At 34.5% G+C, this 18,816-nt stretch carries 15 protein-coding genes; 12 read left to right on the top strand and 3 right to left on the bottom strand.

All coding sequences use genetic code 11. The annotated features are described in order from the left end of the window. The first annotated feature begins 100 nt into the window (after positions 1–100). Positions 101–1,396: a M14 family metallopeptidase gene (locus tag RM520_RS06700; RefSeq protein WP_311384950.1), complete on the top strand. Its 1,296-nt coding sequence runs from the start codon at positions 101–103 to the stop codon at positions 1,394–1,396. A gap of 6 nt (positions 1,397–1,402) precedes the next feature. Here RM520_RS06700 and RM520_RS06695 read toward each other — a convergent pair whose 3' ends face one another. Continuing rightward, the gene (locus tag RM520_RS06695) at positions 1,403–4,564 is read right to left on the bottom strand and encodes a cytochrome c biogenesis protein CcsA (protein WP_311387432.1); all 3,162 of its coding nucleotides are present in this window, start codon (positions 4,562–4,564) and stop codon (positions 1,403–1,405) included. Between the two features lie 129 nt (positions 4,565–4,693). On the opposite strand from RM520_RS06695, the gene RM520_RS06690 reads away from it, so the two are divergent. The 7 genes from RM520_RS06690 (at position 4,694) to RM520_RS06660 (ending at position 12,523) form a co-directional block, all read left to right on the top strand. Beyond that, on the top strand, positions 4,694–5,455 hold the full coding sequence (locus tag RM520_RS06690) for a Rossmann-like and DUF2520 domain-containing protein (protein WP_311387431.1): 762 nt from the start codon (positions 4,694–4,696) through the stop codon (positions 5,453–5,455). Continuing rightward, positions 5,439–5,966: a KdsC family phosphatase gene (locus RM520_RS06685; RefSeq protein ID WP_311387430.1), complete on the top strand. Its 528-nt coding sequence runs from the start codon at positions 5,439–5,441 to the stop codon at positions 5,964–5,966. Before RM520_RS06690 ends, RM520_RS06685 begins: the two co-directional genes overlap by 17 nt. Further along, positions 5,959–6,558, top strand: a complete 600-nt coding sequence (locus RM520_RS06680) for a Maf family nucleotide pyrophosphatase (protein ID WP_311387429.1) — start codon at positions 5,959–5,961, stop codon at positions 6,556–6,558. Before RM520_RS06685 ends, RM520_RS06680 begins: the two co-directional genes overlap by 8 nt. Positions 6,559–6,594: 36 nt before the next feature. Beyond that, complete coding sequence (locus tag RM520_RS06675) at positions 6,595–7,551, top strand: septum formation inhibitor Maf (RefSeq protein WP_311387428.1); 957 nt, start codon at positions 6,595–6,597, stop codon at positions 7,549–7,551. Positions 7,552–7,555: 4 nt separating this feature from the next. Further along, the gene (locus RM520_RS06670; RefSeq protein ID WP_311387427.1) at positions 7,556–8,098 is read left to right on the top strand and encodes a mechanosensitive ion channel domain-containing protein; all 543 of its coding nucleotides are present in this window, start codon (positions 7,556–7,558) and stop codon (positions 8,096–8,098) included. 77 nt (positions 8,099–8,175) lie between these two features. Continuing rightward, positions 8,176–10,710 (top strand): PIG-L family deacetylase, encoded by a 2,535-nt coding sequence (locus tag RM520_RS06665; RefSeq protein ID WP_311387426.1) that lies wholly within the window; start codon positions 8,176–8,178, stop codon positions 10,708–10,710. Positions 10,711–10,816: 106 nt separating this feature from the next. Beyond that, positions 10,817–12,523, top strand: coding sequence for a sodium:solute symporter family protein (locus tag RM520_RS06660; protein WP_311387425.1), 1,707 nt, complete (start codon positions 10,817–10,819; stop codon positions 12,521–12,523). 48 nt (positions 12,524–12,571) lie between these two features. On the opposite strand, the gene RM520_RS06655 is transcribed toward RM520_RS06660, so the two are convergent. Together RM520_RS06655 and RM520_RS06650 are read right to left on the bottom strand one after the other, a co-directional pair. Further along, the gene (locus RM520_RS06655) at positions 12,572–13,417 is read right to left on the bottom strand and encodes a DUF2911 domain-containing protein (RefSeq protein WP_311387424.1); all 846 of its coding nucleotides are present in this window, start codon (positions 13,415–13,417) and stop codon (positions 12,572–12,574) included. 87 nt (positions 13,418–13,504) lie between these two features. Further along, the gene (locus tag RM520_RS06650; RefSeq protein WP_311387423.1) at positions 13,505–14,653 is read right to left on the bottom strand and encodes a hypothetical protein; all 1,149 of its coding nucleotides are present in this window, start codon (positions 14,651–14,653) and stop codon (positions 13,505–13,507) included. 183 nt (positions 14,654–14,836) lie between these two features. Between RM520_RS06650 and RM520_RS06645 the strand changes: the two genes are divergently transcribed. From RM520_RS06645 to RM520_RS06630, 4 genes are read left to right on the top strand one after another with little or no spacing between them, the layout of a single operon-like run. Beyond that, a complete protein-coding gene (locus RM520_RS06645) occupies positions 14,837–15,334 on the top strand; it encodes an SRPBCC family protein (protein WP_311387422.1) in 498 nt (165 codons plus the stop codon). Beyond that, positions 15,335–16,027 carry an SDR family NAD(P)-dependent oxidoreductase gene (locus RM520_RS06640; protein ID WP_311387421.1) on the top strand — a complete coding sequence of 231 codons (693 nt, stop codon included), beginning with the start codon at positions 15,335–15,337 and terminating at the stop codon, positions 16,025–16,027. Further along, positions 16,027–17,331 (top strand): cryptochrome/photolyase family protein, encoded by a 1,305-nt coding sequence (locus RM520_RS06635; protein ID WP_311387420.1) that lies wholly within the window; start codon positions 16,027–16,029, stop codon positions 17,329–17,331. The genes RM520_RS06640 and RM520_RS06635 overlap by 1 nt, the downstream gene beginning before the upstream one ends. A gap of 56 nt (positions 17,332–17,387) precedes the next feature. After that, the gene (locus RM520_RS06630; RefSeq protein WP_311387419.1) at positions 17,388–18,815 is read left to right on the top strand and encodes an amidohydrolase; all 1,428 of its coding nucleotides are present in this window, start codon (positions 17,388–17,390) and stop codon (positions 18,813–18,815) included. Position 18,816 lies beyond the last annotated feature (1 nt).

Genomic DNA, 18,816 nt, shown 5'->3' with positions numbered 1-18,816 from the left:
TAGTCAATCGAATACTATCATAAAAATTACTGAAATCAATATAAAAATCGTAATATGAAAATTCATTTCGAACATGAACTCATTCCAAAAGACTAAATTGATGAAATTATTTTTTAGCTATTTGTTCTTCTTTACTATACTCTTGACTGCTTGTAAGAGTACTGAAAAACCTGTTGCAACCGAAATTAAAAAAGAAACTGGTTATCAAGGGCAACCAAAAAGTCCTGTAGTACCAACCGTTGATAAACCAGTCCAAAAACAATGGAAAGGAAATTGGGCATTCAACGATAGTACAACCTTTTTTACAAATGATTTTGAAGGTGCACGTTTGAATGGTGTTGCATATGATGGCAATGATCATTACACCATATGGATTACTGCTGAAAATACACCTATAAATGTGAGTCCCTGGTATGCTTTTAAAGTATGGACCAAAAAACCAAGAGAAATAACTGTAAAACTAGCTTATCAAGATTCTAGAAGTAGATATTTTCCAAAAATAAGTGCTGACGGTATTCATTTTAAAGCTATTGATAGTACTGCATTTAAGGGTATTAATATGGGAGAAAGTGATTTTGGAATAAAAGCTGCGCCTGAATTTGCTGAAATAACAGTAGCAATTGGTGAAAATCCAATCTGGATTTCGGCTCAAGAATTATATACCTCAACGACAGTAAAAAGCTGGATAGATTCACTTGCAGCAAAACCATTTATTTCAACTTATGAGATAGGAAAATCTAAAGAAAATAGACCCATGCAACTGCTTGAAATCAATGAAAATAAAAAGTCAAAAAAAGCTTTAATGATAATCTCAAGACAGCATCCACCTGAAGTAACTGGATTTTTAGCTATGAAGTCTTTTATTGAAACCATTTCTTCAAACTCAGAACAAGCTAAAAACTTTAGAAAAGTACACACAGTTTTTGTAGTGCCACTAATGAACCCCGATGGAGTTGACAATGGTCACTGGCGCCACAATATGGGAGGTATAGATTTAAATAGAGATTGGCAAAATTTCAACCAACCCGAAACCAAAAGTGTTCGCGATTTTCTAAAAGAAAAAGATGAAGAAGGTTATGAATTTGTATTTGGTGCAGATTTTCATTCTACTTGGGATGATATTTATTACCCCTTAGATACCGCAGCCACTGGAGCAAAAGGAAAAATTATTTTTGATTGGATTGAGAGTATCAGTAAAAGATTGCCACAAAAAGCTACCAATGTGAGGCCTTCAAAAACATTAAGTCCAACGATGGTTTCAAGAACATACTTTTTTGTCAATCACGGTATGCCGGCCATTGTTTTTGAATTGGGTGATAATACACCTCGTCCGTTCTTAAAAGAAAAAGGCAAAGTAGCCGCAGAAGAATTAATGCGATTGCTTAACTCTAATTAATAGTTATCAAGAATAGTGAACTCGGTTTCTCCAAAAACTTAAACCACCTAAAACGAAAACTGCTAGCACTAAATACCACACAAAAGTCGGAGTAATCACTTGATCACCGCTTGCATAACTATGGAGCCCAACTAAATAGAAGTTAACGCCAAAGTATGTCATCATAATACTACCAAAAGCAACAACACTAGCAAAACTAAACAACCATTTACTGCGCATGCCAGGTACCAATCGCATATGCAGGACAAAAGCGTATATCATAATGGAAATTAAAGCCCAGGTTTCTTTTGGGTCCCAACCCCAATAACGCCCCCAACTTTCATTCGCCCACTGTCCCCCTAAAAAGTTACCAATAGTTAACATTATTAAACCAACAGTTAAAGAAAGTTCATTGATAATTGTCAACTCTTTTAGGTTGATTTCCATGCGTTTTTTATTCTTTTTGGTTGTTAATAAGATGAGAATTAGGGATACTACACCTAAAATCATACCTACAGTTAAAGGCCCATAACTACCTACAATAACGGCTACGTGTATCATTAACCAATAACTATCCAAAACAGGAACTAAATTGGCGATGGAGGGGTCAACCCAACTTTGATGCGCAATCCAAAGTAACATTGCTGTGACAAAAGCACTTGCAGCAATTGTCAATTCGCTTTTTCTACCGAAGGCTAAACCCATACCCATTGTTGCCCAAGAAACATATAGAATACTTTCATAAGCATCACTCCATGGAGCATGACCAGAAATGTACCATCGTAATATCAAACCTGCTGTATGCCAAAGAAAAAAGAGAATAATTATTCCTTTAAAGAAGAAAGAAGCCGCTTTCCAAATTTCGCGATCCTTAAAAATTTTAAAAATTAAAATAAAGAATAAAAAGCCTCCAATTAAAGCATAATACCGATAAAGACGATTAAAAATATCAAGCTTATTATAAATAATCTCCGTCTTGATTTTTTTCTCTAAGGGCAATACTTCGGCACCATGATTCTGTTGGTTTTGTTTAAAAGCTGCTAAAAGTTTATTGGATTCAGAATAATCTCCAGTTTTTACTGCCGATTGTAACGTAGAAATATAATAGGGTAAACTATTATTAATAAAGTTAGCATACAAAGAATCTGTTACTTGGTATTCACCACCTCTAAATTCAATCGGTGAAATCCACTTATTATTCTCATCGTTTAATAATGGAAAAATCTTAACTATTTGTCCGCTTAGTGCCAAATCAAGTAAGTTCAATCGTTCATTTACTTTTTTAAAGTCTTTTTGAAAATTGTTAGGATTATTAGTAGAAGTGGCATCCTCCATATAAGGTTTTAATTTATACATACCAGTGGCGTCAAAAAAGTCAGTAGCCTTAACCAATTTTTGACCCTTTGGTACACCAACTATTTCTCTAATACTGTCATTCTCACGTTTACCTAAAGCAATAAATTCAGTATTGTACCAAACTGCAGGCGGATTTATCATCATAGATAAAAACACCTGATCTGGATTCATGCCCTCAAATTCATTTTTTCCACTGAGCTTACGAAGTAATTCAGAAGAAAAAGTATGTATTGGTTTCATGCGGCCACCTTCATCTTGAATTACCAATTCACCAAATTTATCAGCGTGTTCTTTGGATATTGTTGTAATTTTTAAAATAGAATCTATTTGCGCTTTTGCAGGCATTCTATTTTCATGTCCATGATTTTCTTGACTTGTTAAGCCAGTTACCCCTAAAAATGCCAAACCTAATGTTAGCGCAGCTTTCTTCTTTTTTAATTTTTCTAAAGATTTGGCCAATTCTTTAAAACGCGTTTTACCAAAAAACATAATACCCATTAGACCAATATATAATAGAAAATACCCAACATAAGTTATCCAGGTTCCCCAAATATCGTGGTTCACTGAAAGTACGGTCCCCTTTTCATCAGGCATGAAACTAGCTTGAAAAAAACGATAACCTTTATGATCCAAAACATGATTCATAAAAATGTCATAGTCAAAAGGACGCTCATCTTCTACCGTTATTTTACTCATAAAAGATTTGTAACTGCTTTCTGTTCCTGGGTACTTTTCAGCTATAAAATCATTTAGTTTTACTTTAAATGGTAATTCATAAACCTTGGATCCAAAAGATAAAGCAAACTCAAGTCCACCTACATTAAACTTGTCTGAAAATTCTGCTGTTCCTTTACTACCTAATAATTTTTTCTCGACAGTTTGCCCATTAGCGGTCACTGAAACCACCAAAGCATCTTGTGTCTGCTCAGTTATTTGCTCATCAGCAACTTTCACAATACCATAACTGCCTTTTACAATAGGTTCAGGTATTACAAATTGCATATTAGCCATATTGTAAAGCGAACGAAGTTGTAATTGTTGCAAACTATCCTTTACAACCTCCCCCTGAAATTGATCTGCCATACGCATAAAACCACCAGAAAACGGAGCTTTTATTGTATATATGCTGTCCGTAGTAAATAGATTTATTGCACCCTGTGTATTTTTATTTAAAGCAAATAGCACATTATGTATGCTAGCAACTTTTCCACTCTCCAAATAGTGCTCATGACGCTGACCATCACCTGCCTCAACAATTTTCAAATACTCTTTACCCTTATCATCAGGAATTAATCCTTCTGCGGCACCGTCAATAAAATCCACATAATCAATAACAAACGGTTGCCCATTAAAATCTTCTTTCCATGGTAAATTACTGCGCTTACCCTCAGCTGTTACCAAAATTGGATGCTGGAGCGTTTTACGCATCTTTCCACCATTCATATCACCGTCTATGAAAGCTGTTAAGTAGGTTTTATCAGAATAAAATACTTTTTCAGAATTACCCTCACGAATAGGCATCATACCCTCATAACTAATATACCTAGTTACAAAAGCACCTACGATAATTAGAATCCAAGAAAGGTGCAAAACTAAAACAGGCCATTTTTTCCATTGCAACAAATTGTATCTAAAAATATTACCAAAGAAATTGATAACAAAAAAAACCATAATCACTTCAAACCATGTAGCATTATATATGTAAATACGGGCTGTTTCAGTACTATACCAACTTTCTATAAATGTGCCAAAGGCCATGGCAGTTGCAAAAGCCAAAAAAAGTACGGCCATTAATTTAGTTGAGAATAGTGTTTTCTTTAGTAAACTGAACATATATAGTACTTTGGCATGCAAAAATACGTTGTTTTTCTATTTTGAAATTAAACTGCATCATTTAATTAGTTCAACAAAACTGTTAATTGTTTCTCAAAAGGAAACAGTGCTAAATTCGTACTTTTGATTATGCTTAAGTTAATACTTATCGGAACTGGTAATGTTGCCTCTCACCTGTTCAATACTTTTTTAAATTCTAAGGAAGTTTCAATTGAACAAGTGTTTGGGCGAAATCAAGAAAAGCTTAAAAAATTTTCGAAATATGTTCCAGTTACATCACTAAGTTCTGAAATCAAAGAAGCAGATATTTACATTATCGCTGTTAGTGATGATGTTATCATTTCAGTAGCTCAATTATTAGGGAATAAGCAGGGAATTATTGCGCATACTTCGGGTAGCGTTTCTATTAAAGCTTTAAATCACAAAAAAGCCGCCGTTTTCTATCCATTACAAACCTTTACAAAAAATAAAAAAATAGATTTTTCATCTATTCCAATCTGTCTCGAAGCTAGCAATAAAGAGGATTTAATAGTTTTAAATAAACTAGCTAAAAACTTATCAAATTCCATTTTTGAAGTTTCGTCATCACAACGAAAGAAATTACACCTAGCGGCTGTATTTGCTAATAATTTCACTAATCATTTATTTCAAATTTCAAAGGACCTGTGTGACTCTGAGAAGCTACCTTTTGACATTTTAAAGCCTTTAATTTATGAAACTGCAAAAAAACTAGAAGATTTAAACCCATCAGAAGCACAAACTGGACCAGCTAAGCGCAATGATGTAGAAACCATGCAACAACATCTAGAGCAATTAAAAGATCCTATCCATAAAAAATTATACCAACTTATAAGCGAATCGATTATAGACAGTAATGAAAAAAAATTATAAAGAATATCTTAAAGACATCACCACTTTTATTTTTGACGTAGATGGCGTATTTACCGACGGATCGGTGGTAATAACTTCTTCCGGCGAAATGTTACGTACCATGAATGTTAAAGATGGTTATGCTTTAAAAACTGCGTTAATGAAAGGATATAATGTTTGTATTATTTCTGGTGGTAACAATGAAGGTGTTCGTAAAAGATTAAAAGGTTTAGGTGTAACCGATATTTTCCTGGGGGCTCACCATAAACAAGAACCCCTAGAAGAGTACTTAGATATTTACGACATCAAGTCAGAAAATACTTTGTACATGGGAGACGATTTACCAGATATTCCACCAATGCAAATGGTACAATTAGCGACTTGTCCTCAAAACGCAGTCCCAGAAGTGAAGTCAGTCAGTGATTATGTTTCTCATAAAAACGGAGGTGAAGGCTGCGTTCGTGATATTATTGAACAAGTCTTAAAAGTTCGTGGAGATTGGAACTCAAACTTTAGCTCTGCAAATGATTGAAAATCCCTTAGTTAAAAAGCTTAAAGACTATAAACTAATTCTTGCATCAGGGTCTCCAAGAAGAAAGCGTTTTTTTGAAGATTTAGGCATGACTTTTGAAATTCGGTTAAAGCCGATTGATGAAATTTATCCTGAAGAACTCAAAGGCAGTGAAATTTCGGAATACTTGTCAGAATTAAAAGCCTCAGCATTCAAAGGATTATTAAAGTCAAAGGAAATTTTGGTAACCTCTGATACCGTTGTCTGGCATAATAATGAATCATTAGCCAAAGCTTCGAATAAAGACGAAGCTGCAGAGATGCTTCATAAACTATCAAATAGCTGGCATGAAGTTATTACTTCTGTAAGTTTGACAACCCTTAGTGCACAAAAAACTATAAGTTCAAGTACCAAGGTAAAATTTAGTGAACTCAGTGATAACGAAATTGACTTTTATATTAAACAAAACCAACCCTTTGATAAGGCAGGAGGGTATGGAATTCAAGAATGGTTAGGTGCTATAGCTATTGAAAGTATTGAAGGCTCCTACAACAATGTGGTTGGGCTTCCTACTCATTTAGTTTATAAAACGTTAATGGATATGGTCGACTGATACTTCTTCATTAATTTTATTAAAATTTTTGCTATTATGAAAAACTGGATTCGTTTTGAGTTAATCGTTGTTTTATTAGCAGTTCTAATAACTATGATTGAAGGTTGTAAAGACCAGACAACTTCAACAAATAATGAAATGGCAATTAATACAGCTACTTCAATAGCAGAATCTTTACCTCCTCGACAGCCGCTAACGCAGGAATTTAAAAAATATTGGTACGAAGGGAATGCAGAAATAACCTCTTACAAGTTAGAACAAGCTCGTTATGGTGAAGTAAGAGAAGGTAGCTCCGTTTTAATATATGTAACGGAACCATTTTTACCAGAAGTTCAAGTAAAAGCAGATAGAAATAGTTCAGAAAATATTCCCGTATTAAAATTAAATACCACTAAAAATTATTTAACTGGTATCTACCCCTACTCTATTATGAGCAGTACTTTCTATCCTGTTTATGATAATCAACACGCCATAAAATCTAGTCTTTCGATTCAAGAATGGTGTGGTCATGTATATTCACAAATTAATAATCGAAATCAATTTGAATTCACTTCACATTCTTATTTTGAAGGAGAAGCCGATAAAAAATTAACATTAGATAAAGCTTTCTTAGAAAATGAAGTTTGGACTAAAATCAGAATTAACCCCAACAATCTTCCAATCGGAGAGATTCAGATGATTCCCTCTTTAGAATTTTTTAGAATTAAACATCAAGAGTTAAAGGCTTTTAAAGCCACAGCATCTTTAGAAACCAAAAATGGTATAAGTTCATATATTATTAATTATGAAGATGGATTAAGAAAACTTAGCATTAATTTTACTACGGCTTTTCCTTATAGTATTGAAAGCTGGACTGAAGAGTTTACAGGTGGCTATGGCTCAAATAAAAAGGTAATGACTTCAAAAGGAACTAAATTGAAAAGTTTAAAAACCCCATATTGGAGACAAAACTCAAACAAAGATTTATTTCTTAGAGATAGCTTAGGCCTTTAGCCATATGAACGAAATTTTACAAGATTATCAAAGTGAATTAACCTACACTGCCATTGCCTTAGCAGTTTTTATTATAGTTAGATTCGTAGCGGTTCAAACTATTCGAAAAGTTGGACGTCGAAGTGATATCAACCAAGTAAGAACCGTTTTAGTAGGTAGGTATATCACCTTTGGCCTGTTCTTTATTTTAATCATTTCATTCATTTTCATCTGGGGTGTCGATTTTAAAGAGCTTGGACTAATCGTTTCATCAATATTCGCCGTAATTGGTGTTGCACTTTTTGCTACCTGGTCTATCTTGAGCAATATAACATCTGGAATTATTCTGTTCTTTTATTTCCCATTTAAAATTGGAGATAGAATAAGAATATTAGATAAAGATTTTCCAGAAGAGGCAATTATAATTGATATTCAAACTTTTACCATCAATTTAAAAAAAGATAATGGTGAATTTCTAACCTACCCTAATAATTTATTACTTCAAAAAGGGGTAGTCTTAATTCAAAAACAAGTTGCAACCGAAGAAGATTTAGAATCACACTTTTAGCATGTTAAAGAAGTTCTAAATGTAATCTTCTAGCATGTTAATCTTTCTATATTTGATGTTAAATAAAATAGCCAATTATGCAAAAAATCAAGGCTTTAGCATTAAGCTCAATCCTCTTTTGCTCATTCATTCAAGCACAAGCACCAAAACAACTTTCATCTTCGGAAATTCATCATGAGCTTCAAAAGCTTAATTTTTTGGGTACAGCCTTGTACGTCGCGGCTCATCCTGATGATGAAAATACGCGTCTAATTGCTTATTTATCAAATGAGGTAAAGGCAAGAACAGCCTATTTGTCTTTAACAAGGGGGGATGGAGGTCAAAACCTTATAGGTCCTGAATTAAGAGAGCTTTTAGGACTATTGAGAACTCAAGAGCTATTGGCCGCCCGTAGAATTGATGGGGGTGAGCAACGATTTAGTAGGGCAAATGATTTTGGCTATTCAAAACACCCGGATGAAACACTAGAGATTTGGAATCAAGAAGAAGTTTTAGGTGATGTTATTTGGACTATAAGAAACTTAAAACCTGATGTCATAATAAATCGGTTTGATCATAGAAGAGCTGGTCAAACACACGGACATCACACATCTTCTGCTATGTTAAGCTTGAAGGCTTTTGATTTAGCTGCGAGTGAAGATTCATATCCTGAACATTTGGAAACTACAGAAGTTTGGCAACCTAAACGCTTATTTTACAACACTTCATGGTGGCGGTATGGTAGTCAAGAAGCTTTTGCTAAAATTGACAAAACCAATATGCTAAAAATGGATGTTGGCGTTTTTTTTAAAGAATTGGGTAAATCAAATAATGAAATTGCATCATTAGCGAGTAGTCAACATCTTTGTCAAGGTTTTGGTCGCTTGTCAACAAGAGGCTCCCAAGATGAATATATAGAACTGTTAAGAGGTGATATACCAGCAGATAAAAACAACATTTTTGATGGTATTAATACAACATGGTCGAGAATAGAAGGTGGAAATGCCATTGGAAACATTTTAAACGAGGTTGAAAATGATTTTAATTTTACAAACCCTTCAGAACATGTTCCTCAGCTAGTTGAAGCATTAAAATTACTACAAGAAAGTACTGATGAGCACTGGAAAAACCTAAAATCAAATCATTTAAAAGAGATTATTCTAGCCTGTTCAGGCATGTATTTGGAGGCTAATGCATCATCAGCTTCTGCAGTACAAAATGAAACTTTAAAAGTGAATTTTGAAATATTAAATAGAAGTAATATTCAGGTAAAGTTAAATTCTGTGGTTATTAATAGAACAAATCATAGAATAGAACCTAATCTTACCCTAACAGAAAATAAAAAAGAGAACCTCGAGCTAGAATTTACCATTCCAGAAGACAATGCGTTTACATCTCCATATTGGCTTAGTGAAAAAGGAACTTTAGGCATGTATGAGGTAGCAGACAAAAAATTAATTGGTAAACCTGAAACTCCTGTAGCTTTCGAAGCCACTTTTCAATTCGATTTTTCAGGTTCTCCTATGACATTCACAAAACCTGTTTACAGACGCTACTCTAAACCAGCCAAAGGTGAAATATTTGAGCCTTTTGTAATTTTACCTGAGGTGACCGCAAGTTTTACTAACGATGTCATGATTTTTGCTGATGCTCAACCAAAACAAGTTGCTTTGGCTATCAGAGCGGGGAAAAATACAATTTCTGGTATTGCTTCAATTAATCATCCTGTAGGATGGAAAGTTTCGCCTTCAACTATAGATTTTTCAATTGCTCAAAAGGACGAGGTTCGAACAATTTATTTTGAAGTTACCCCTCCAATTAATGAAAGTGAAGGGTATATTGCGCCTAAAATCACCATAGGTAATAGCGACTACAACAAAGCTTTAGTAGAAATAGCATATGACCACATTCCAAAACAATCTGTATTACTTCCTTCGGAGGCTAAAGTCGTTCGTTTGAACATTCAAAAGAGTGGCGAGAACATTGGCTATATAGTTGGGGCTGGTGATAAAGTACCCGAAAGTCTTGAGCAAATAGGATATAATGTTCAAATAATAAATGTATCAGAAATTGAAAAAGGTACTTTAAAAAAATATGATGGTATCGTAGTCGGAATTAGAGCATACAACGTAATTGAAGAACTTAAGTTTAAGCAAAACTATATATTAGATTATGTAAAAGAAGGAGGTAATCTAATTATACAATATAACACAGCAAACCGTTGGCGTAATCAATTTGAAAATTTAGCTCCTTACCCATTGACAATTTCTCGAGATAGAGTAACTAATGAAAATGCACCTGTACAAATTATAGCTAAAGACCACGAATTAGTTAATTTCCCAAACGCCATAACTCAAAAAGATTTTGATGGTTGGGTACAAGAGCGTGGTTTATATTTTCCAAGTGAGTGGGGTGAAGAATTTACACCGATACTTTCAATGAGTGATAAAGGTGAATCACCGAAACAAGGAAGTTTATTGGTAGCACCTTTTGGCGAAGGTCATTATATTTATACAGGTCTAAGTTTTTTTAGAGAATTACCAGCAGGTGTCTCTGGTGCCTATAAGCTTTTCGCAAACATGTTATCTTTAGGAAAAGAAAATCTTAAAAAAGGAGATGAAATCAAAGGATAATCTTGAGGACAAGTTTACATGGAAAAGAGAATACACCATGGTTCTTGTTTTGAATACGCTCTATATTTTGATATTCTTATATATCATGAAATCTAACATTTAATTTATGGCGCTTTTAGATTGGATTGTTTTAGGTGGAACCCTATTTTTTATTGTAGGTTTTGGGGTTTGGAAAACTAAAGGCAGTAATAGTGTTGATGATTATGTTAGAGGAGGTAGTGATGCTAAATGGTGGACAATTGGTCTATCAGTAATGGCAACTCAAGCCAGTGCAATTACTTTCTTATCTACTCCCGGACAAGCATTTCATGACGGAATGGGATTTGTGCAATTCTATTTTGGTTTGCCACTAGCCATGATTGTTATCTGTGCTGTATTTATTCCTATTTATCATAGGTTAAAAGTTTTTACAGCCTACGAGCTTTTAGAAAAACGATTTGATTTAAAAACTAGAACACTAACAGCTATTCTTTTTTTAATACAAAGAGGGCTAGCTGCAGGTATAACAATCTTTGCCCCATCAATTATTCTTTCTGCGGTTTTAGGGTGGGATTTACGCACGCTCAACATTATCATTGGTACGCTAGTAATTGCGTATACTGTATCGGGCGGTACAAAGGCCGTTAGCGTAACTCAAAAACAACAGATGTTTATCATTATGGTAGGCATGTTTTTTGCTTTTTTCTTCATTTTAGGCAGTTTACCAGCAGACATTTCTTTTGGGGAAGCTCTAAAAATTGCAGGAGCTAATGAAAAACTTGATATTTTAAATTTTGATTTTGATACTAAAAATCGATATACTTTTTGGAGTGGTATTACCGGTGGATTTTTTCTCGCCTTAGCTTATTTTGGTACAGACCAAAGTCAAGTACAACGCTACCTCTCAGGTAAATCTGTTCGTGAAAGTCAATTAGGATTAATATTTAATGGAATCTTAAAAATACCAATGCAGTTTTTTATCCTTTTAGTTGGTGTGATGGTTTTTGTTTTTTACCAGTATAATTCTTCTCCATTAAACTTTAACCCAGCTGCAACCGAGGCAGTTCTAACCTCTGAGTATGCTGATAATTACAAAATACTTGAGGAAGAACATTTAGAACTGGAACAGCAAAAGCGAATGGCGCAAAACGATTACTCTGCAGCTTTAAAATTGAAAGACTATAATGCAATCGAACAGGCTAAGTTAAATGTTGTTCAAGTCAATAAAGAAGAACGTATTAATCGCGATGCAGCAAAAACACTCATAAGTGAAGCTAGTCCTAACGCAGAAACGAATGATAAAGATTATGTGTTTATCCATTTCATTTTAAATAATCTACCTCGCGGTCTTATCGGGTTATTATTAGCAGTTATTTTATCAGCGGCAATGTCATCCACCGCATCTGAACTAAATGCTTTAGGAACAATCACTGCATTAGACTTATATAAGCGAAACAAGAGCATGGAATTTTCTCAAAAACACTATGTTACGGCTACCAAATGGTTTACCCTGATATGGGGAATTATTGCAATTTTAATTGCATGCGTTGCTAATCTTTTCGATAATTTAATTCAGTTAGTCAATATTATTGGTTCTATTTTCTATGGTAATGTTTTAGGTATCTTTTTACTTGCTTTCTTTTTAAAGTTTGTTAAAGGTAATGCAGTATTTATTGCTGCCTTAGTAACACAAGCCATTGTAATACTAGGTTGGAGTCAAGATTGGATGTCTTATTTATGGTTAAACGCTTTTGGTTGTGGCTTAGTAATTATTTTAGCAATTTTACTTGAAGGCCTTGATAGAACTTTAAGAAACCCTCCCATTAAAGCATAAAAAAACCCGACGTAAACGTCAGGTTTAAATTTTATATTTTTTATTGAATTACATTGCTCCCCATTCTTTCAAGGAGTCTTGGTTCATTTTAACATAGTCCATGTTACCAGCCTCCTTAGCACCTGCTAAAGATTTTTTAGCAGTTGCAATTGCTCCTGCCTTATCACCTGACTTAGCTAAAATTAAAGACTGTTGTCTCAATTGCCAAAAAGCTGGTTTCTCAGTCATTGACATAGCTTTATTCATCCAGTCTTTAGCTTTATTTATGTCTTTGTCTTCACTAGCATAATAAACGGCAGCTGCATAATAATCACCAGCGCTCGGCCCTGCCATAACATTTTCAATACTCTTTACAACCTCAGCATCAGTTGAAACACCAAAAGGAATACCCACATATGTATTTTCCCATAGGATTCCAATATGTGCACCTGAACTTGTTACATCATCAATAGTGATTGTAAAAGTCTCTACAGGCATTTCTATTGGCATAACTGGAACAGTAGTTTTAGCAACAACTTTAGCATCATCCCATTCAGCCGGAGTTCCACCCCCCTGTGTATCTGTATAAAAGAAAACTTCCCATGTAGTTTTACCTGGCTTCGTAAATATAGAATATGTACCAGCTTCAACTGCTTGATTAGCAATGGTAACATCTTTATTAAAACTCACTTTTGTGTAGGCATTAGCACCTGTTCTCCATAAAGCATTAAAAGGTACTAAATCTCCGAAAATTGTTCTACCTCTCATTGAAGGTCTAGAATAATCAACTGTAACTTCTGTTAAACCTACTGTTTGCCACATTTTTGCAGCTGGACTAGGTTGTGGTGTTTGTATTTGAGCGCCTAAGGTGCAGCTTAATAAAACTACCATTGTAAATAAAGCTAATTTTTTCATTGTAAGTGTTTTTATAAAATTTATAAGTCACGCAAAACTACTTATAAAGGAAAGTTTCAAATGTTAATAAATACCTAAAGAAATGACTTAATCACGAAAAAAAGGAACCGAAATAGCATCATCAATGAGAAAGAAAGTTAAATAATAAATCGATTGATTAAAACTTGATATATCAATAGGGTCGGTGCTTATTCTTTCTAAAGGTATATATGTCACCATTCTCCCAGTAACATCAAAAACTCCCATTCCTGTAACAGCACGATTCGTAATCAAACTATAATTGAGACTTTGAGAACCGAAGGTTTTATAAACTACAAGTTCTTCATCTGGTGTATTTTCTCCTTCAGGGTTCTCTTCTCCTGGCGGATTTTCTTCCTCTTCGCTATCAAGTGAAAAAGTAAAAAGCCTAGAGAGGGAATTCACTAGAGGTGGATTAGAAAAATCTTCGGAACTAATATAGAATTGCTCTGCCCCTACTAATGTAATTGCTTCCACTTGTGCTTGACCAATATTTAAATTAGTTTTCGTTTTTTCACCTTCAAAAATTGCATTTTCTTGAACATCGTCAACTAAAACATAAAAAGGAAATAGAAATTGCGAGTAACCCACAATTGATAGCTGATTTGTATTTTGGTTATAAGTCGCCCCAGTAACCAATCCATTGACTTGATAAGAATCTAATCGTTCAGCCAAGAAAGCACCCGAAAGTTTAGGTACTTTATAAGCAACTGTTCCGTTTTGTTGCCACTGCTTTGTTAAAATAATTAGATTATCTCCTAAGCTAAAAAAGCCTTCAGCATCAAAGTCGCTATCTTCAGATGAAGTAAAATCTGTTTGGTCTTCATAAAGAAAATTAATAATCTCTGCAGTGACACTATCCGAATTATCATAATCAGATTTTAAAATTTTAAGGATATTCAAATCTTGCCTATCACCAGTATTATTGCCAAAATCCCCTATATAAATGTAATTCTCATCTTGAGCTAAGTCTTCCCAATCAATATTTACTACATTGGCAATGCTTACCGTTCTTGTTATTTGTAAGGTAGTTATATCAAGCTCATATAACTCAGGAGCATTACCAGAATCATTGTGCGTAATTAATTTACCATTGTAAGACAATAAACCAGAGGTTTCAAAAATTTGTTGAGGTAAATTACCAACTTCAACAATATCGGCTTGTGACCAAATTTGAACGGAACAAAAAAGTAATATTACGTAAACAAGTTTCTTCAAAAAGTAAGATTATGGTGTAAAAGTAAGAATGAATCTTAAAGTCTCTCTAAATTCTAGATAAGTTCAGCATTTAAACGATGTAATTAAATTTATAAAATTTGAAGAGTACAATATTTTTAATTTGTTTAACCTTTATAATTTTACATTAAACAAAATAGGTTTTATATTTGTGTAAATTTTTTTATGAAGTTATATCAACTTAGAGCTAAACAGGGTTTTCCCACAAGTAAAAAAGAAGCTTGGAATTTTCTTTCTGACCCTAAAAACTTGAAAGTTATTACCCCTGAGCATATGGGATTCCATATTTTATCAGGGACCGATAGACCTATGTTTGAAGGCCAAATAATACAATATTTGGTTAAGCCTTTCCCAGGTTATACAACCAAATGGGTTACCGAAATCACCCATGTTAAAAAAGAAGAGTATTTTGTTGATGAGCAGCGTTTTGGACCTTATGCTTTATGGCATCACAAGCACTTTATAAAGGAAGTTGAAGGTGGTATTGAAATGGAAGATGTAATTGACTATAAAATTCCGTTTGGCTTGTTTGGTCAAATTGCGCAGCCTCTAATAGTAAAGAAACAACTGAAACAAATTTTTGAATTTCGTGAGGCTAAATTAAATGAGCTTTTTGGAGTATTAAAAGGATATAAAAACAACTTAGAAATAATAGCAATTTAAATGTCAAAAAATATTTTACTTATAGGTGGTTCACATGGTATTGGTTTTGAAATGGCTAAAGCACTTCATTCCAACTATACTGTGTACATTGCCTCTAGAACAAATGAAGAACTTTATAGTCTTGATGTAAACTATATCTCATTTGATGCTACCACTGAAACTTTAGATGAATCACAACTACCAGAGGAATTACACGGTTTTGCTTATTGCCCTGGCAGTATTAATCTCAAGCCCTTAAAGATGCTTTCTATTGATGTCTTTAAAGAAGAAATGGAGCTAAATTTTTTCTCCTTGGTCAAGGTCGTCAAGACGATAATGCCAAGAATGGCGCAAGATTCAAGCATGGTTTTTTTCAGTACCGTTGCAGTAAGCACTGGAATGCCATTTCATACCAGTGTGGCAGCTGCTAAAGGAGCTATAGAAGGTTTTGCTAAGTCATTAGCAGCTGAGTTTGCACCTAAAGTACGAGTTAATTGTATCGCACCTTCTTTAGTCGACACACCATTAGCCGGCAGATTATTAAATAATGATAAAAAACGAGAGATGATGTCTCAGCGACACCCGCTCAAGAGAGTTGGTAATGCTGAGGATATTGCCAACATTGCCGTATTTCTTTTAAGTGAAAAAAGTACCTGGATGACTGGTCAAATTGTTGGTGTTGATGGAGGAATGTCAACTTTAAACGTTTCTTAATGACTGAACAAATTACCGTTTTTTGGTTTAGAAGAGATTTACGCCTTGATGATAATGTAGGTCTTTATCATGCCTTAAAGGGTCAATATTCAGTACTTCCAATATTCATTTTTGATTCTGAAATTCTTGATAAATTACCGAAAGATGATGCGCGACTTACTTTCTTGTATGAGAACATACAACGAATCAAAAATGATTTAAAATTAAAATCTGAAGGCGATATTTCAGTCTTTCATGGAAAACCTATAGAAGTATTTAAAAGACTAATTGATAGTCATAACATAGCTCAAGTAATTACTAATCATGATTATGAACCCTATGCGATACGACGAGATAAGGAGATAAACGAATTATTATCAAAAAATAAGATTGGTTTTAAGAGTTTTAAAGATCAAGTGATTTTTGAAAAAGATGAAATTGTTAAGGGTGATGGAAAACCTTATGTTGTTTATACTCCCTTTAAGAACAAATGGAAAGAGAATTTTAATCCGTCTTTACATTTAGTGGATTATAAAATCGATTTTTCAAAGTTTGGTACAAATTCAAATGCTCCAAATTTATCAATTAATGATTTAGGTTTTGTAGAATCTTCAGTAAAAGCAGCACCCTATGTGGTTACTAAAGAATTAATTCAGAACTACGAAGCAACACGAAATTTTCCTTCCAAAGAAAATGGAACTTCGAAACTAGGACCTCATTTACGTTTTGGCACCGTCTCTCCACGAAAAATGCTTAGAAAGGCAATCGAAGAAGAAAATGAGGTTTTTTGGAATGAACTAATTTGGAGGGAATTCTTTATGCAAATTCTATGGCATTTTCCACATACCAAAGAAAAGTCTTTCAAACCAAAATATGATAGGATTGAATGGAGAAATAACGAAGCTGAATTTGAAAAATGGAAAAATGGAAAAACCGGTTACGCCCTCGTTGATGCAGGTATGCGAGAATTAAATGCTACCGGTTACATGCATAATCGTGTGAGAATGTTAGTAGCTAGTTTCTTATGCAAGCATCTTCTCATAGATTGGCGCTGGGGTGAAGCTTATTTTGCCGAAAAACTACTTGATTTTGAATTATCTAGTAATGTCGGCAATTGGCAGTGGGCTGCCGGCAGCGGAGTTGATGCGGCACCATATTTTCGAATTTTTAATCCGATGACGCAGGTTGAAAAATTTGATAAACAAAAAGAATACATTAACAAGTGGGTTCCTGAATTACAAGAACTCACCTACCCAACAAAAATAGTTGACCATAAAATGGCTCGAGAACGTTGTCTAAGAGTTTATAAAGAAGCTGTCAGCTAATTCTTTTTCGTTATTTTAGAGACTCTAATTAAAGAACGAATTCAATCTTTTTGAAAATGAAAAATCAAATTCTAACAGTCCTTTGCATTTTTACGGCATTTGGGGTTACCGCACAAAAAATAAGTTCAAACAAAAAAGCTGTAATCGCTTCAGTAGAAAAGCATAAAACCGAACTTATTAAGATTAGTGATTCTATTTGGGCATTAGCCGAAACAGCTTTTAACGAGAGTGAATCTTCTCGTATTTTGGCTGATTATGCTGAAAAAAACGGAATGAATGTAACTAGAGGGGTTGCAGAAATCCCAACGGCATTTACCGCTACTTATGGTTCTGGTAGTCCTGTAATTAGTATTCTGGGGGAATTTGATGCCCTACCTGGTCTTTCACAAAAAACAAGCCCCATAAAAGAACCCCTCACACCAGATGCTCCTGGGCATGGTTGTGGTCATAATATGTTTGGTACTTCAAGCTTGGGCTCAGCAATTGCAATTAAAGAACTAATGGATGCTGGTAAAATAAAAGGAACTGTAAAGTTTTTAGGTACACCGGCTGAAGAAAAATATTTTGCTAAGGTTTGGATGGTTAAGGCAGGCCTTTGGGATGATGTAGATGTAAATATAAGTTGGCACCCTGGTGCTAACATTGAGGCCGATGTTCAAAGTGGTCTCTCTTTGATTGATTTTATAGTAGAATTTTATGGTCAGGCAGCGCATGCTTCTGCTGACCCTTGGAATGGACGAAGCGCTTCTGATGCCTTGGAATTATATACTACAGGTATCAATTACTATCGTGAGCATGTTCTCCCTAGTTCAAGAATACATTACCATATTCAAGACGGCGGCCAAGTCGTGAACGTTGTGCCAGATTATGCAAAACTTTGGGTACGAGTTCGTGATCCAAAACGTAAGGTAATGTTACCAACGTATGAACGTGTAAAAGCCATGGCTGAAGGAGCCGCTATTATGGCCAACGTAGATTATAAAATTTCATTAGTTTCTGGCATCTATGAAACTCTAGTTAATCGTTCTGGTGGTGAGATTATGCAAAGCAACTTAGAGTTATTAGGCCCAATAACCTACACGGATGAAGAAACTACTTTTGGTAAAGCCATTCAAAAAGCAACTGGTAAAGAAGAGGTTGGAATGGATAGTAGTATTAGACCCCTTAGAGCAACTTTAGAGAACCCTGGAGGTGGCTCGACAGATGTCGGGGATGTAAGTTGGAATGTTCCGAATATTAATCTAAGTGCTACCGTTGCTCCAAAAGATACGCCCTGGCATTCATGGGCGGTTGTTGCTTGTGGCGGTATGAGCATTGGCCATAAGGGAATGGTCTATGCTTCAAAAGCCATGGCGATGACTATGGTTGATTTATTTGAAAATCAAAAGTTAATTGATAAGGTTACTGAAGAATTTAAAACTCGTAAAGGTGACGAGGTATATGAACCAATGATTGACGGACCTCCACCGATTGGAGAAAACTAAA

It is taken from the genome of Croceitalea vernalis, from assembly GCF_031846405.1.
Lineage (GTDB): Bacteria > Bacteroidota > Bacteroidia > Flavobacteriales > Flavobacteriaceae > Croceitalea > Croceitalea vernalis.
This window is presented reverse-complemented; position numbering and strand designations above follow the sequence as displayed.

What these genes read in the sequence shown, in the direction of transcription:
- RM520_RS06700 (WP_311384950.1), top strand. Translation starts at nt 101, where the DNA reads ATGAAATTATTTTTTAGCTATTTGTTCTTCTTTACTATACTCTTGACT.
- RM520_RS06695 (WP_311387432.1), bottom strand. Translation starts at nt 4,564, where the DNA reads ATGTTCAGTTTACTAAAGAAAACACTATTCTCAACTAAATTAATGGCC.
- RM520_RS06690 (WP_311387431.1), top strand. Translation starts at nt 4,694, where the DNA reads ATGCTTAAGTTAATACTTATCGGAACTGGTAATGTTGCCTCTCACCTG.
- RM520_RS06685 (WP_311387430.1), top strand. Translation starts at nt 5,439, where the DNA reads ATGAAAAAAAATTATAAAGAATATCTTAAAGACATCACCACTTTTATT.
- RM520_RS06680 (WP_311387429.1), top strand. Translation starts at nt 5,959, where the DNA reads ATGATTGAAAATCCCTTAGTTAAAAAGCTTAAAGACTATAAACTAATT.
- RM520_RS06675 (WP_311387428.1), top strand. Translation starts at nt 6,595, where the DNA reads ATGAAAAACTGGATTCGTTTTGAGTTAATCGTTGTTTTATTAGCAGTT.
- RM520_RS06670 (WP_311387427.1), top strand. Translation starts at nt 7,556, where the DNA reads ATGAACGAAATTTTACAAGATTATCAAAGTGAATTAACCTACACTGCC.
- RM520_RS06665 (WP_311387426.1), top strand. Translation starts at nt 8,176, where the DNA reads ATGCAAAAAATCAAGGCTTTAGCATTAAGCTCAATCCTCTTTTGCTCA.
- RM520_RS06660 (WP_311387425.1), top strand. Translation starts at nt 10,817, where the DNA reads ATGGCGCTTTTAGATTGGATTGTTTTAGGTGGAACCCTATTTTTTATT.
- RM520_RS06655 (WP_311387424.1), bottom strand. Translation starts at nt 13,417, where the DNA reads ATGAAAAAATTAGCTTTATTTACAATGGTAGTTTTATTAAGCTGCACC.
- RM520_RS06645 (WP_311387422.1), top strand. Translation starts at nt 14,837, where the DNA reads ATGAAGTTATATCAACTTAGAGCTAAACAGGGTTTTCCCACAAGTAAA.
- RM520_RS06640 (WP_311387421.1), top strand. Translation starts at nt 15,335, where the DNA reads ATGTCAAAAAATATTTTACTTATAGGTGGTTCACATGGTATTGGTTTT.
- RM520_RS06635 (WP_311387420.1), top strand. Translation starts at nt 16,027, where the DNA reads ATGACTGAACAAATTACCGTTTTTTGGTTTAGAAGAGATTTACGCCTT.
- RM520_RS06630 (WP_311387419.1), top strand. Translation starts at nt 17,388, where the DNA reads ATGAAAAATCAAATTCTAACAGTCCTTTGCATTTTTACGGCATTTGGG.